Raw genomic sequence first — 13,672 nt, 5'->3', positions numbered from 1 at the left:
GCCGGCACGACCAGGTTGGTTGCGCCGGCCGGTTCCCGCATCTTGGAAGACGTATTTCCTGAACCTTTGCGTGAGGCGTTGAACCTTCATCCAGACCGCGAAGACACTTTTACGGGCAAGGGGGCAGAAGACTCATTTTTAAGGGAGTCGGTTATGGCGAAGGCAGCCCGCATTTTTTCATCGATTTCATCACCGCGCGTTTTCACCGAAAGATCCGCCATTCCGGCCAAGCGTTCCGACACGGCCGAGTTCGTCGCCATCGCGTTGTTCTCCGGGATCGGCCTGCTCGTTTCCCTCCTTGCCGTGATCCTGGGCATGCAGGGCGTCTGGTTTTAGCGTCTCAGATCGTGCAGCCGTCAGCCGCCGCGCAATCCGGCGGCGGCTGATTTCAGCACGGCGTCAGGCCGCGTGCAGGCTGGTGGCTGCCTGAAGCGCGCCGGCGAGCGCCTTCTCGCGATGATCCGGTCCGACCTGGATGCCGTCGGCGATGATGAACTCGGCATTGTGGATGCCCATGAAGCCGAATACGCCTCGCAGATAGCTTTCGAGGTGCTCCAGGGCTGCAGCGGGCGAGCCCGCGCCATAATAGCCGCCGCGCGAGATCGCGACGATCACGCGCTTGCCACCGGCAAGGCCCTCCGGCCCGGCCGCGCCGTATTTAAAAGTCTTCCCCGCAACCAGAATGCGGTCGATCCAGGCCTTGAGCTGGCTCGGAATCGTGAAGTTGTACATCGGCGCACCGATGACGACGATTTCGGCGGCCAGGAACTCTTCCAGCGCCGCCGCGCTTGCGGCAAGGTCCGGTCCGAGTTCCGCCGGCGCCGGGGCGCCCTGCGCGGCCGCGAGATGCGAGCCGGAGAGATGGGCAAGCGGCGTCTGGGTCAGGTCGCGATAGACGACGTCAAGCGAGGGCGTCGCCTGCCGGAACCGGTCGACGATGGCGGCGGAAACCTGCCGGCTGACGGAGTGGGGGCCGAGTACGCTGGAGTCGATATGGAGCAGTTTCATTTGGGGTCACCCTGGTATAGGTTTGTAACCAGCGCTACATGAGTGACTGTTGAAATCCCCGCAAGAACGCACTTTTTTGAGCCATGAGCACATTATTGAAACCTGAGAACACCGATTTGCCTGCCTCGCCGAGGCTGGTTCCAGGTCCGGATCAAAGGCCGGATCAAAGGCCAGACCCCAACCATGCAGACTGTCGCGGGGTCGCTTCCGTGCTGTCCCGCGTTGGCGACAAATGGAGCGTGTTCGTCATCATGATGCTGAGCGACGGGCCAAAGCGCTTCAATGAGCTCAAGCGCATGATCAACGGCATCTCGCAGCGCATGCTGACCCTGACGCTGCGTGGCCTCGAGCGCGACGGCCTCGTCACGCGCACGATCTTCCCGACCATACCCCCGCGCGTGGATTATGAGCTGACCGATCTCGGCCACGGCCTCCAGCAGCCGGTGAAGGCGCTCGGAGAATGGGCGATCGCGCATCAGGAGCAGATCGCGGCAGCACGAGCGCGCTTCGACGAGCGCAACGACGGGTGAAGCGGAGAATCAAGGGGGTAAGCACTCTGCTCAAGCGCTCTGCTCATGCTGCGAGGTCGATTTTTCCCTCCCTCCAGGGGAGGTAAGGTACGAGCCCTCCATGATCGGCTGCACCGCATTGATGATGTCGGCGGCTTCCGTGACGAGCGTTGCGCCCTGCTTGATCAGGTCGTTGGTGCCGGCGGCGCGCGGATCGAGCGGCGAGCCCGGCACCGCGAACACCTCGCGGCCCTGTTCGGCCGCCATGCGCGCGGTGATCAGCGAGCCCGAGCGGTGGGCCGCTTCCACCACGACGACGCCGAGCGAAGCGCCCGAGATCAGGCGGTTACGGCGGGGGAAGTCGCGGGCGCGCGGCTCGTGGCCGAGCGGCATTTCGGAGATCGCGGCGCCCGCGTGATCCAGGATCGCGGCGAGCAGGTCGCCGTGCTCGGGCGGGTAGATGCAGTCATGGCCGCCGGCGAGCACTGCGATCGTACCGCTCTCGATGCTGGTTCGGTGCGCAGCCTGGTCGACGCCGCGCGCCAGCCCCGAGATGACGACAAAGCCGGCTTCGCCGAGCGCACGCGCGAGCTGGCCGGCGAATTTCAAGCCGGCACCAGACGCATTGCGCGAGCCGACGATCGCGATCATCGGCCTCATCAAGCTTTTTGTGTCGCCGCGCACGGCAAGCAGCGGCGGCGCATCATCGAGTGTTGCGAGCCGCGCCGGATAGCCGTCCTCGCCGGGCGCAAGCCAGGCGATGCCGAATTTGCGGCTGGCGGCGAGCTCGGCCTTCGCGTCGTCCGCGCTGCAGATGCGCCCCGATCGCTGCGCACCGCCACGGCGTGCCAGATCGGGCAAACGCTCCAGAGCGGCGCGCGGGCTGCCGAAATGATCGACCAGCGAGCGGAAGGTGCGCGGCCCGACGTTGTCGGAGCGGATCAGCCGCAGGCGATCGATCCGCTCAGCCTCGGTCAGCTCCACGCTTCTGTTGATGGCGTCCACGGTGTCTCCTTGCAGGGACAGCATGAAACAACCTGAGGGCGTTGCGCAACAGGGACGTGCGCTTGCGCGGCTTGGTCGCGATGCTAAAAGCGGTGGCAATAAGAAGGGTTTTGCCATGATCTCACTTGCCGACCTCCAGCGCCGCATCGAAGCGGGGGAGCTTTCGCCCGAGGCCGCCATCGCGCAATCGCATGCCGCGATCGAGGCAAAGGAGAAGGACGTCCAGGCCTTCGTCCGTCATGACAAGTCGGCGAGCGCGCAAAGCACCGGGCCGCTGCGCGGCATCGCGGTCGGCATCAAGGACATCATCGACACCGCTGATATGCCGACCGAGATGGGCTCGGAGATCTATCGCGGCTGGCGGCCGCGCGCTGACGCACCTGTCGTGATGATGCTGAAGCGGGCAGGGGCCACCATCATCGGCAAGACCACCACGACCGCGTTCGCCTCGCGCGATCCGACCCCGACGCGCAATCCGCACAATCTGGCTCATTCGCCAGGCGGCTCGTCCTCGGGCTCGGCGGCGGCCGTCGGCGCCGGCATGATCCCGCTGGCGCTGGGCACCCAGACCGGCGGCTCGGTGATCCGGCCCGCCGCCTATTGCGGGACGGCCGCGATCAAGCCGTCGTTCCGGATGCTGCCGACGGTCGGCGTGAAGTGCTATTCATGGGCGCTCGATACGGTCGGCCTGTTCGGCGCCCGGGCAGAGGATCTTGCGCGCGGGCTCTTGGCGATGACCGCGCGCCGCGAATTCTCGGGCATCACTCCGGCGAAGTCGCCGCGCATCGGCGTGGTCAGGCAGGAGTTTGCGGGCGCCGTCGAGGCGGCGGCCGAGGAGGGGCTGCAAGCTGCGATCAAGGCGGCGATGCGCGCCGGTGCCAGCGTGCAGACCATCGATCTGCCCGAGGCCATCAAGGAGGCCTGGCGCATCCACCCGATCATCCAGGACTTTGAGGCGCATCGCGCACTCGCCTGGGAGTTTTCAGAGCGTCACGACGAGATCGCGCCGATGCTGCGCGCCAGTCTCGATGCGACCGTCGGGCTGACGCCGAAGGAATATGACGAGGCGCGCCGCATCAGCCGTCGCGGCCGCCGCGAACTCGGCGAATTGTTCGAGGGCGTCGACGTGCTCCTGACCTATTCGGCGCCGGGCACCGCGCCGGCCAAGGAGCTCGCCAGCACCGGCGACCCCCGCTACAACCGGCTCTGGACGCTGATGGGCAATCCTTGCGTCAACGTACCGGTGCTGAAGGCCGGGGGCCTGCCGATCGGCGTGCAGGTGATCGCGCGCTTCGGCAATGATCCGCTCGCACTCGCGGTGGCCTGGTTCCTGGAGGAGGCGCTGGCGAAATCAGGCTAGCGCCGGACGAGTCGCGGCGGGTGAGGGTTAGTCGTCCGTTAAGAAGCCGATTGCAGCGGTGAGCGGTCGCTGATGGCTGCGATGAGGGTGGCCAGGAAGAGGCACCAAAGAACCCTCAGCCAGGCGAGGATGCGGCGGAAGTTGTGACCGACGGCAGAGAGGATGACGTTGGCGGCATCGCCGGCGCGGCCTTTGAGGTAGCAGCGGCCGAGGTGACCATCGGCCTTCAGGTGTCCGATGACGGGTTCGATGGCGGAGCGGCGGCGCAGCTCGCGCTTGATGATACCGAAGACGCCGCGCTTCTGGCCGGAGATGAAGACACGGCGCGGGTTCTGCGCGTCATGGCCGCGGTATCCCTTGTCGACATAGGCCCGCTCGATCGGACAGCCGGTGAGTGTCTCGGTGCGGTCGATGACGTCCCGCAGGGTGTGACCGTCGTACGGGTTATCGGGTAGCGCCCTGGCGTGCAGCACGAACAGGCCGCCGGGAGCACGGCGGTTGTTGGTGACGATGGAGGCTTTGACACCGAACTCGTAAGGCGCGGCTGCTTTGCCCTTGCCGATGCACTCGACCTCCGGAGCATGGAAGGAATACAGCTTCCAGCCGCGCTGGCGCTGCTGCTGCGAGCGGATCTGCGCGGCCCGGCTGAGCGGCAGGGCGAAGGCGTTCTCGAGCACGGCCTGAGCTTCGATCTTGCGGCGGATATCGCGGATGATCCGGCCCAACCGGCTGCGCAGGATGCGCAACTGCCGCTGATGCCGTTTGAATTGCTTGGCATGGGCGTAGCGGGAAGCCATCATGGCCGCGGTCTTGGCAATGCGAAGATAGGACTGCCGCAGCCTGATCCCGTGCTTCCTCGCCAGACGGTTGAGCCCCTTGATCGCCGCGTGCAGCAGCTTGGCATCGGTCGGGAAGGTGATGGCCTTTGGCTGCACCGTGGTATCGACTGTGACCCGCTTGAGGTCTTGGCCGCGTAACGCGCCGGCCTCGTGCGCCACCCGCAGGCTCTCGGCCAGCAGCAGTTCCAGCTTGTCGCCGAGCCGCTTGCGCCAGTGGCTCAGGTCCGAGCGCTCGTGCGGGAAGGCGTGCTGGAAGAACTCTTCGCCGGTGAAGTACTGGAAATATGGGTCGTGGACCCAGCGCTCGCAGACCCCCTCATCGGACAGGCCGTAAATGTGCTTGAGCAGCAGCAGCCCGATCACGAAGCGGGTCGCGATGCCGGGCCGGCCGTTCTCGCTGTAGAGCGGCGCGATCTCGCCGTCGATCCAGTCCCAATCGACCTTGCCAGCGAGCTGAACCAGCTCGTGCTTCATGTTGATGATCTGGTCCAGCCTGGCCCGGAACAGATCGCCCGATCCCGTCGTCCTGTGCTTCTTCGGTCGCATCGCCACCTCCGATGCGGCCACCGAATCATGTCTGGCGATCGACGGAATCCTGAAAATGAAATTGCAAGGTTCCGATGCCCGAAGCATCAAAACCCTGCAATCCTAAAACACCCCGCAACCACAAATGCGATTCCAGCTCAATCGCTTAGCCGCTCTTCACGGATGACAGGGTTATGGTCTCACTGAATGCTGCGGCCCCTCACCCGGAGGTGAACCAAGACCGCAGGCAGTCTCACACTTGGTCATACTCTAGACCAGTGCGGGCTCCACTGGAGCGATGCGCTGATCGGATGCAGGTGATGTTGCATTGCCAGCGGTACCTTGCCCGAGCCAGCGCTCGGCGGCCTCGCGGCCGCTCCGGTGCAAGAGGCGAATGAAGCCGCGGCCGAGATCGGTCGAAGAGCGCTGCGCCAGGCCGTCGACGGAATCTTCAGCCGCGATCCTGGAGAGCCGCAGCGACGGCGCGGCATGGGTCTTTGCCCATTCGATCGCTGCGATCTCGGCATTGAGCGCGGCGTTGGCTGCGATCTGGTCGAGCCGGCGGTCGATTGCGGCAAGCGTGATCGGCACGTAGCTGTCGCGCGTCGGCGTGACCTGCACCAGCAGGACATCGGACGTCGTGGTCTCCTGCGCCAGCCGCAGCAGCGGCGGGTTGCCGCCGAAGCCGCCGTCCCAATAAGCCTCGCCATCGACCTCGATGGCGCAGTGAACCAGGGGCGGGCAGGTCGAGGCCAGCGCGACGTCGGCGGTGATGGCGTCGTTGCGGAAGATCTGCTGCTGGCCGTCGCGGATCCGCGTCGCCGCAATCATGAGTCTTGGGCACCTCGGGTCGCGCAGTGCGGCAAAATCGATGTCGCGCGACAGCGCCTGCCGTAGCGGATCGAGGTCGAACGGATCGAACTGTCCGGAGCGCAGCGTCGGGCCGAATGCGACCGAGCTTCCCGCGGGGGAAAAGCCGCCGATCAGCATCAGCGAGCGGAACGAGGCCTCGTGCATCAGCCGGACCCAGAACCGGTTCAGCCGCGACCGCGCGCCTTCGCGGCCGCCTTCGGCCAAGCCGCACGCGAGCAGCAGTGCATTGATGGCGCCGGCGCTGGCGCCGCTGATGGTGTCGATCGCGATGTCTGGTTCTTCCAGCAGCCGCTCCAGCACGCCCCAGGTGAAGGCGGCAAAGGTGCCGCCGCCCTGCAGCGCCAGCGAAAGTTTTCGCGGCGGCCATTGGTCTGAACGCGCCTGTGCAGGCGCGGCCGGTACAGCCTTGGTGACCACGATATCGGGCGGAGCGGCGGCTCGCGCGACGGGCTCAGGCTGCGGCGTTGGCGGTGAAACAGCGGCAGCCGCTTGCGGCGGCGCATCGGACCAGATGTTGGTCGCCGAAAGCAGCCGGCTTGCCGCGGTGCCGGTCACACCTGACGAACCAACCCCATCCTGCACGCCGACAATCTTCTCGCTCATTCTGAGCAACCGCGTAACGCCTTTTTCTGGGTCAGGATGACAGGCGTGAAACCCGTTCGCTACAGCCTGACGTGAGTCGCAGCCAAGTTGCGAACAGAATTTGGCATATAGTGCGGAAGGGGTGCGGCGGTATCCGTACTTTTTCCGGCCCTCAAGCCTTCTCGCCGATCCGGCTTTCCCTGCCGGCCTGCAAGCGCTTGATGTTCTCGCGATGCGCGTAGAACAAGAGCAGCGTCAGCACTGCTGCCAGTGCCGACAATGCGAGGTGACCGAACCACCACAGGAACATCGGCGTGATGAACGCCGCCACCAGCGCCGAGAGTGAAGAGTAGCGGGTGGTGAAGGCGGTCGCCAGCCAGAGCAGGCAGAACACGACGGCGCCGGGCCAGAACAGGCCGAGCAGGATGCCGATATAGACCGCCACGCCCTTGCCCCCTCTGAATTTCAACCAGACCGGGAAGAGATGGCCGAGGAACGCGCCGAGCCCGGCCACCATCGCAGCATTTGGCCCGGCGATGTAGCCACAGATCACCACGGCCACGGTGCCCTTGAGCGCGTCGAACAGCAGGGTGCCCGCGGCAAGGCTCTTGCGTCCCGTGCGCAGCACATTGGTCGCGCCGATGCTGCCGGAGCCGATCGAGCGAATATCCTGCGTGCCGGCGAGCCTGGTCAGAATCAGGCCGAATGGAATCGAGCCGAGGAGATAGCCGGTGACGAAGGCGACCGGCAAAAATGCTTCAAGCGCCATGGCTGGATCTCCGTGTCGAACGATCTCGCACGTCAGACATGCTCATAGACCGTGCGGCCGCCGACAATGGTGCGCACCACGCGGCCTGTAAAGCGGGCCTCGTCGAACGGGGTGTTCTTGCAGGGCGATTTGAGGTCGGCGGGATCGACCACCCAGGGCGTATCGGGATCGATTACGATGACGTCCGCCGGGCTGCCCGCGCGCAGGGTTCCGCCTGGCAGCCCGAGCAACTCGGCCGGCCGGGTCGACATCGCACGGATCAGCGTCTTCAGTTCCATCTCGCCATTATGCACCAGCCGCAAGCCGGCCGGCAGCATGGTCTCGAGGCCGACGGCGCCGGGTGCGGCTTCCGCGAACGGCAGGCGCTTGACCTCGACGTCCTGCGGATTGTGGTCCGACATGATGACGTCGAGCAGGCCGGAGGCGAGCGCCGCCACCACCGCACGGCGGTCGGCCTCGGTGCGCAGCGGCGGCGACAGCTTCAGGAACGAACGGTAAGGACCGATGTCGTTCTCGTTCAGCGCCAGATGGTTGATCGAGACCGAGGCGCTGACCGCGAGTCCGGCGTCGCGAGCGCGCTGGAGGATATCGAGAGAGTCGATGCAGGTCAGCGAAGCCGCGTGGTAGCGGCCGCCGGTGAGGGCGACGAGGCGCAGGTCGCGCTCCAGCATCACGGCTTCGGCGGCATTCGGGATGCCCATCAGGCCGAGCCGGGTCGCGAACTCGCCCTCGTTCATCACGCCTTCGCCGACCAGGTTGGGATCCTCGGTGTGATGCACGATCAGTGCGTCGAAGTCGCGGGCATAGGTCAGCGCGCGGCGCATCACCTGGGCGTTGGTGACGCTCTTGTCGCCGTCGCTGAAGGCGACAGCGCCGGCCGCCTTCAGGAGGCCGAACTCGGTCATCTCCTCGCCCTGCATGCCCTTGGTGAGCGCGGCCATCGGCTGAATGTTGACGATCGCGGTGTCGCGGGCGCGGCGCATCACGAAATCGACGGTCGCCGAATTGTCGATGACGGGCAAGGTGGCGGGCTGGCAGATGATGGTGGTGATGCCGCCGGTCGCCGCGGCCTGGCTCGCCGAGGCAAAGGTCTCGCGGTGGCTGAGGCCGGGTTCGCCGACGAAAGCGCGCATGTCGATCAGGCCCGGCGCCACGATCTTGCCGGAGCAATTGATGATGTCGGTGCCCTCGGGGACACCGGCCGCGCCGATGCCGCGGCGGGTCTCGCGGATGGTGCCGTCGGCAATGAGAACGTCACCAATGCCGTCGAACTCCCTGGAGGGATCGACGACGCGGGCGTTGGCGAGCAGGATGGGGCGGCGGTCGGTCAACATCGGCATCACGCGTTCGGCAGGTTGCGGGCGAGCGCTTCCAGCACGGCCATGCGCACCGCGACGCCCATCTCCACCTGTTCGCGGATCAGGGACTGGGCGCCGTCGGCCACGATCGAGTCGATCTCCACGCCGCGGTTCATGGGACCTGGATGCATCACGAGCGCGTCCGGCTTGGCGTAGGCGAGCTTCTTCTGGTCGAGCCCGAAATAATGGAAATATTCCGACGAGGAAGGCACGAAGGAGCCGTTCATGCGCTCGCGCTGCAGCCGCAGCATCATGACGATGTCGGCGCCTTCGAGACCTTCGCGCATGTCGCGCGCGACCTCGACGCCCATCCGCTCGATGCCCGTTGGCAGCAGCGTGGACGGGCCGACGACGCGGACGCGGGCGCCCATGGTGTTGAGCAGGATGATGTTGGAGCGGGCGACGCGCGAATGCAGCACATCGCCGCAGATCGCGACCACCAGGCCCTCGATCCGGCCCTTGTTGCGGCGGATGGTGAGGGCATCGAGCAGCGCCTGGGTCGGATGCTCATGCGCGCCGTCGCCGGCATTGATCACGGAACCGTCGACCTTGCGCGCCAGCAGTTCCACCGCGCCGGAGGCGTGATGGCGGACCACCAGGATGTCGGGGTGCATCGCGTTCAGCGTCACGGCGGTGTCGATCAGGGTCTCGCCCTTGCGGATCGAGGACGAGGACACCGACATGTTCATGACGTCGGCGCCCAGCCGCTTGCCGGCGAGCTCGAACGAGGATTGGGTCCGGGTGGAGGCCTCGAAGAAAAGGTTCACCTGCGTCCGTCCCCGCAGGACGGTGCGCTTCTTGTCAACCTGGCGGTTGAGCTCGACATATTCTTCGGACAGGTCGAGGAGGCCGCTGATGTCGGCCGCGGAAAGGCCCTCGATGCCCAGCAAATGCCGGTGGCCGAGGACGAAGGTCGATTTCGATGTCATTAAAAGCAGAGCTATAGGCGGGGATGGCGGGGGGAGCAAGGGGCAAACGGCGGGAGGCGAGTTATCCCCTGATCTGTCGGTTTGGTCGCTGTGGCCTGGCCTGCCGCCACCTTCTCCGTCATGCCCGGGCTTGTCCCGGGCATCCACGATCTTCTATCGCATTTGACGCAATAGAACGTGGATGGCCGGGACAAGCCCGGGCATGACGATCGTGGGGCATTTCGTGAAAAGAATTCTGACGGCGTTCCTGGCCGCGGTGCCAATCAGCACGGCCCACGCCCAATCGCTCCCCGGCGGCTTCGTTTACCTGCGCGACATCGATCCCGGCATCATCCAGGACATCCGATACGCCACGGCGAACAATTTCGTGGGCCGTCCGCTCGCTGGTTACAATGCCGGTGAATGCGTGGTGAAACGGGAGGTGGGGCTGCGGCTGAAGGCGGTGCAAGCGGAGCTAGCCGCACAGAATCTGTCGCTGAAGATGTTCGACTGCTACCGGCCGGCGCGCGCCTCGCTCGACATGGTGAAGTGGTCGCAGAACGGTCACGAGACGGCGGCTGAGCGGCGCTACAACCCCGGGATTCCGAAGACCGAGCTGTTCCGCCTCGGCTATATTGCGAGCCGCTCGCAGCATTCCACGGGTGCAGCGCTCGATCTCACTCTGGTCGATCTCAAGGCCGACAATTCCGCAAAATATGATCCGTCAAAGACCTACGCCGATTGCACGGCGCCGGCCGAGATACGCGCGCCGGAGGGCAGCGTCGACATGGGCACAGGCTACGACTGTACCGATGCGAAGGGGCACACTGCGGCACCGTCGATCAATCCGGAGCAGCGCGCCTGGCGCAAGCGGCTGGTCGCGGCGATGGCGAGGCAAGGCTTTGTGAACTATTCGAAGGAGTGGTGGCATTTTTCCCTGCCGGGGGCGGGCGGGCCGGCCTATGATTTCCCGATCCAGCCGCGTACGAGGTAGAGTTCGATTGAAACGGAAGCCGCCGCGGGCAGGGTTACCTCTCCCAAGGGGCCCCAAGGGGAGAGGTCGGCGCGAAGCGCCGGGTGAGGGGATCAGGTCCCTCGATAGAGCGTAGCCCCTCGCCCGCGCCTCCGGCGCGACCTCTCCCGTTGCGAGAGGTGGCACTGCCCGAGCCGAGATAGATTCGATGGAAGCACAATGACCCAGCCCACATTTGCGACGCACGAGGTCCTCAACCAGTCACCGCCGTTCGAGGACGTCGACCTGTTCGCCACGGATCGGCCGCTGGTCGAGGCGGTCAAGGCCAATGGCGGCGCGGCGGCGGAGCGCGAGCTGTCAGCGTTCGGCAAGCACTGGGGCTCGGCCGCGATGGCCGATCGCGGGCGCCTCGCCAACGAGAACACGCCGAAGCTGCGCGCCTTTGATTCGAAGGGCCATCGCCGCGACCAGGTCGAGTTTCACCCCTCGTATCACGAGCTGATGGCGCACAGCGCGCATGCCGGCGTGCACAATTCCACCTGGACCGCAGATGGCAAGCCGGCGGGCGATGGCGCCGAGGTCATTCGTGCCGCAAAGTTCTACATGGCAGCCCAGGTCGAGACCGGCCACCTCTGCCCAATCACGATGACGCGCGCCTCCGTCGGTGCCCTGGCGATGCAACCCGATCTGCTCGCGCGCGTGATGCCGGTTTTGTCGACGAAGAGCTACGATCCCAGCTTCGCGCCCTGGTGGGAAAAGCGCGGCATGACGCTCGGCATGGGCATGACCGAGAAGCAGGGCGGCACCGACGTGCGCGCCAACATGACGCGCGCCGTGCGCGACGGGGACGGCTATCGCATCACCGGCCATAAATGGTTCATGTCGGCACCGATGTGCGATGCGTTCCTGGTGCTGGCGCAGGCGGAGGGGGGGCTGACCTGCTTCTTCATGCCACGCTTCGCGCCGGATGGCTCGGTCAATGCCATCCAGTTCCAGAGGCTGAAGGACAAGCTCGGCAACCGTTCCAATGCCTCGTCCGAAGTCGAGTTCGTCGGCGCCTATGCGCAAGCGGTCGGTGAGGAGGGCAAGGGCATCCGCACCATCATCCAGATGGTGCAGCTGACGCGGCAGGATTGCGCGATCGCCTCCGTCGGCCTGATGCGCTCGGGGCTGGCGCATGCGCTGCATCACGCCCGTCACCGCAGCGTGTTCCAGAAGCATCTGGCCGATCAGCCGCTGATGCAGGCCGTGCTGTCGGACATGGCGCTGCATGTCGAGGCGAGTACAGCGCTCGTGATGCGGCTCTGCCGCGCCTTCGACCGAACGCCGCACGATGCGGCGGAAGCCGCCTATATGCGGCTCCTCACGCCCGCGATCAAATACTGGACCTGCAAGAGCGCGCCGCCATTTCTCTACGAGGCGATGGAGTGCCTCGGCGGCAACGGCTATGTCGAGGACGGCATTCTGGCGCGCCACTATCGCGAGTCCCCTGTCAATGCGATCTGGGAAGGTTCGGGCAACGTGATGTGCCTCGACGTGCTCCGCGCGCTCTCGCGCGAGCCGGAGGCGGCGATGACCGTGCTGCAATCGCTTGCGGCCGACACGAAGAGCCTGCCGGGGGCCGGGGAGGCGGTCGCGTTCATCGGCAGGATTTTTTGGCGCGCCGACGGCGAGCGCGTCGCGCGGCTTGCCGTCGAGACGTTGGCGTTGCTCGCTGCGGCCGCAGCGCTCAACGGCGTGTCACCGCACAATGCCGAACTGTTCGCGGCGACGCGTCTCGCGGCCAATCACGCCAGCATGTACGGTGCGGTCGAACTCGACAGCGCCGACGAGCGCGCGCTGCTGGAGCGGGCGCTGCCGTGAGCGGCCGCGGTCTCTCCACAGCGTCATGGCCGGGCCTGACCCAGCCATCCACGTCTTGCTGCGTGGCAAGAAGAACGTGGATGCCCGGGACAAGCCCGGGCATGACGATCGCTCGTTAGTTTGCGCGTTCCAACGAAAGCCTCCTGATGGACACCCTCAATCCCGACCATCCGCCTCTCGTCATGACGCGAGCAGAGCACGCGCCACCTGTCTGGAAGTTCTGGGGTACGGCGCTGTGGGGCCTCTTCATCTTCGTCGCGATGTTCGTCGGCCAGATCGGCGCCGTCGTTCTGCTGGCGGCGCAGCGTGGCCTCCCCATGGACCTCGCCTCGCTCCAGCTCGTCGGCCATGAGCCCCAGACGCTCGCGCTCTCGGTCATCATGGGCCTGCCGGCAACGCTTCTTGCGGTCTGGCTCGCGATCCGCATCAAGAAGGCCTCCTTTGTCGACTATCTCGCGCTGCATTGGACGTCCTGGAAGCAGCTGCTGCTCGGCGCCGTCGGCCTCATCCTGATCGTGCTGGTCTGGGAGACGATGTCGCGCGCACTCGGCCGCGAGGCGACACCGGGCTTCATGACCGATCTGTTGAAATCGGGACGCGACAAGGGCGCTGCGCTGTTGCTTCTGTTCGCCTTCAGCGTGGCCGCGCCGATGTCGGAAGAGATTCTGGCGCGAGGCTTTCTCTATCGCGGCTGGTCCGCGAGCTTCCTGCGCGTGCCCGGCGCGATCCTCTTGTCGTCGCTGGTCTGGACAATCGTGCACCTGCAATACGACATCTACTTCCTCGCCGAGGTCTTCACCATCGGCCTGTGGTTCGGCTACATGCGCTATCGCGCCGGCTCGCTGTGGCTCACCATCGTGCTCCATGCGCTGAACAATCTGACCGCGGTGGTGCTGACGATGTGGGTGGGGGGCTGAGCGCTCGCCTGCCGCTTCCCCAACTGCGGCGGCTCCGAAAGACCCGCGGTGTCTCAGCGGGTCAGATTGGTGTTGCCGTCCGCTGCCTTGCAAGTTCCCGGCTCTATCGGGCATCCCAAGGTAGAAGAGGCTTGTCACGCATCCCCTTGTCGGCTTGAATGCGGAAATTAGCTAGGGGGCGCC

The 13,672-nt window shown here is 65.8% G+C and carries 12 protein-coding genes and 1 pseudogene; 6 read left to right on the top strand and 7 right to left on the bottom strand.

What is annotated here, in order from left to right; all coding sequences use genetic code 11:
* Positions 1-153 precede the first annotated feature (153 nt).
* Positions 154-336: a hypothetical protein gene (locus tag P6U28_RS16695; protein WP_122402877.1), complete on the top strand. Its 183-nt coding sequence runs from the start codon at positions 154-156 to the stop codon at positions 334-336.
* Between the two features lie 63 nt (positions 337-399).
* Here P6U28_RS16695 and P6U28_RS16690 read toward each other — a convergent pair whose 3' ends face one another.
* Positions 400-1,008, bottom strand: a complete 609-nt coding sequence (locus P6U28_RS16690) for an FMN-dependent NADH-azoreductase (protein ID WP_122402878.1) — start codon at positions 1,006-1,008, stop codon at positions 400-402.
* An 83-nt stretch (positions 1,009-1,091) separates the two neighbouring features.
* Between P6U28_RS16690 and P6U28_RS16685 the strand changes: the two genes are divergently transcribed.
* Complete coding sequence (locus P6U28_RS16685) at positions 1,092-1,538, top strand: helix-turn-helix domain-containing protein (protein WP_122402879.1); 447 nt, start codon at positions 1,092-1,094, stop codon at positions 1,536-1,538.
* Between the two features lie 96 nt (positions 1,539-1,634).
* Here the strand turns inward: P6U28_RS16685 and dprA are convergent.
* Positions 1,635-2,546: pseudogene (dprA, locus tag P6U28_RS16680) on the bottom strand (DNA-processing protein DprA); the annotation flags it as partial.
* Between the two features lie 91 nt (positions 2,547-2,637).
* On the opposite strand from dprA, the gene P6U28_RS16675 reads away from it, so the two are divergent.
* Positions 2,638-3,882: an amidase gene (locus tag P6U28_RS16675; protein ID WP_122402880.1), complete on the top strand. Its 1,245-nt coding sequence runs from the start codon at positions 2,638-2,640 to the stop codon at positions 3,880-3,882.
* Positions 3,883-3,920: 38 nt separating this feature from the next.
* Here the strand turns inward: P6U28_RS16675 and P6U28_RS16670 are convergent, their stop codons facing one another.
* The 5 genes from P6U28_RS16670 to P6U28_RS16650 form a co-directional block, all read right to left on the bottom strand.
* The gene (locus tag P6U28_RS16670; RefSeq protein WP_122406345.1) at positions 3,921-5,267 is read right to left on the bottom strand and encodes an IS5 family transposase; all 1,347 of its coding nucleotides are present in this window, start codon (positions 5,265-5,267) and stop codon (positions 3,921-3,923) included.
* A 249-nt stretch (positions 5,268-5,516) separates the two neighbouring features.
* A complete protein-coding gene (locus tag P6U28_RS16665) occupies positions 5,517-6,722 on the bottom strand; it encodes a patatin-like phospholipase family protein (RefSeq protein WP_122402881.1) in 1,206 nt (401 codons plus the stop codon).
* A 151-nt stretch (positions 6,723-6,873) separates the two neighbouring features.
* Positions 6,874-7,470 carry a glycerol-3-phosphate 1-O-acyltransferase PlsY gene (gene plsY, locus P6U28_RS16660; RefSeq protein WP_122402882.1) on the bottom strand — a complete coding sequence of 199 codons (597 nt, stop codon included), beginning with the start codon at positions 7,468-7,470 and terminating at the stop codon, positions 6,874-6,876.
* A gap of 32 nt (positions 7,471-7,502) precedes the next feature.
* Positions 7,503-8,804: a dihydroorotase gene (locus P6U28_RS16655; RefSeq protein WP_122406623.1), complete on the bottom strand. Its 1,302-nt coding sequence runs from the start codon at positions 8,802-8,804 to the stop codon at positions 7,503-7,505.
* 5 nt (positions 8,805-8,809) lie between these two features.
* Complete coding sequence (locus P6U28_RS16650; RefSeq protein WP_122402883.1) at positions 8,810-9,757, bottom strand: aspartate carbamoyltransferase catalytic subunit; 948 nt, start codon at positions 9,755-9,757, stop codon at positions 8,810-8,812.
* A 202-nt stretch (positions 9,758-9,959) separates the two neighbouring features.
* On the opposite strand from P6U28_RS16650, the gene P6U28_RS16645 reads away from it, so the two are divergent.
* From P6U28_RS16645 to P6U28_RS16635, 3 genes are all read left to right on the top strand, one after another.
* Positions 9,960-10,730 carry a M15 family metallopeptidase gene (locus P6U28_RS16645; protein WP_245163386.1) on the top strand — a complete coding sequence of 257 codons (771 nt, stop codon included), beginning with the start codon at positions 9,960-9,962 and terminating at the stop codon, positions 10,728-10,730.
* A 198-nt stretch (positions 10,731-10,928) separates the two neighbouring features.
* Positions 10,929-12,572 carry an acyl-CoA dehydrogenase family protein gene (locus P6U28_RS16640; protein WP_122402884.1) on the top strand — a complete coding sequence of 548 codons (1,644 nt, stop codon included), beginning with the start codon at positions 10,929-10,931 and terminating at the stop codon, positions 12,570-12,572.
* Between the two features lie 146 nt (positions 12,573-12,718).
* Positions 12,719-13,489 (top strand): CPBP family intramembrane glutamic endopeptidase, encoded by a 771-nt coding sequence (locus P6U28_RS16635; protein WP_122402885.1) that lies wholly within the window; start codon positions 12,719-12,721, stop codon positions 13,487-13,489.
* The last annotated feature ends 183 nt before the right edge of the window (positions 13,490-13,672 follow it).

It is taken from the genome of Bradyrhizobium sp. STM 3561, from assembly GCF_045571455.1.
Classification (GTDB): domain Bacteria; phylum Pseudomonadota; class Alphaproteobacteria; order Rhizobiales; family Xanthobacteraceae; genus Bradyrhizobium; species Bradyrhizobium vignae.
This window is presented reverse-complemented; position numbering and strand designations above follow the sequence as displayed.

What these genes read in the sequence shown, in the direction of transcription:
- P6U28_RS16695 (WP_122402877.1), top strand. Translation starts at nt 154, where the DNA reads ATGGCGAAGGCAGCCCGCATTTTTTCATCGATTTCATCACCGCGCGTT.
- P6U28_RS16690 (WP_122402878.1), bottom strand. Translation starts at nt 1,008, where the DNA reads ATGAAACTGCTCCATATCGACTCCAGCGTACTCGGCCCCCACTCCGTC.
- P6U28_RS16685 (WP_122402879.1), top strand. Translation starts at nt 1,092, where the DNA reads ATGAGCACATTATTGAAACCTGAGAACACCGATTTGCCTGCCTCGCCG.
- P6U28_RS16675 (WP_122402880.1), top strand. Translation starts at nt 2,638, where the DNA reads ATGATCTCACTTGCCGACCTCCAGCGCCGCATCGAAGCGGGGGAGCTT.
- P6U28_RS16670 (WP_122406345.1), bottom strand. Translation starts at nt 5,267, where the DNA reads ATGCGACCGAAGAAGCACAGGACGACGGGATCGGGCGATCTGTTCCGG.
- P6U28_RS16665 (WP_122402881.1), bottom strand. Translation starts at nt 6,722, where the DNA reads ATGAGCGAGAAGATTGTCGGCGTGCAGGATGGGGTTGGTTCGTCAGGT.
- plsY (WP_122402882.1), bottom strand. Translation starts at nt 7,470, where the DNA reads ATGGCGCTTGAAGCATTTTTGCCGGTCGCCTTCGTCACCGGCTATCTC.
- P6U28_RS16655 (WP_122406623.1), bottom strand. Translation starts at nt 8,804, where the DNA reads ATGTTGACCGACCGCCGCCCCATCCTGCTCGCCAACGCCCGCGTCGTC.
- P6U28_RS16650 (WP_122402883.1), bottom strand. Translation starts at nt 9,757, where the DNA reads ATGACATCGAAATCGACCTTCGTCCTCGGCCACCGGCATTTGCTGGGC.
- P6U28_RS16645 (WP_245163386.1), top strand. Translation starts at nt 9,960, where the DNA reads ATGACGATCGTGGGGCATTTCGTGAAAAGAATTCTGACGGCGTTCCTG.
- P6U28_RS16640 (WP_122402884.1), top strand. Translation starts at nt 10,929, where the DNA reads ATGACCCAGCCCACATTTGCGACGCACGAGGTCCTCAACCAGTCACCG.
- P6U28_RS16635 (WP_122402885.1), top strand. Translation starts at nt 12,719, where the DNA reads ATGGACACCCTCAATCCCGACCATCCGCCTCTCGTCATGACGCGAGCA.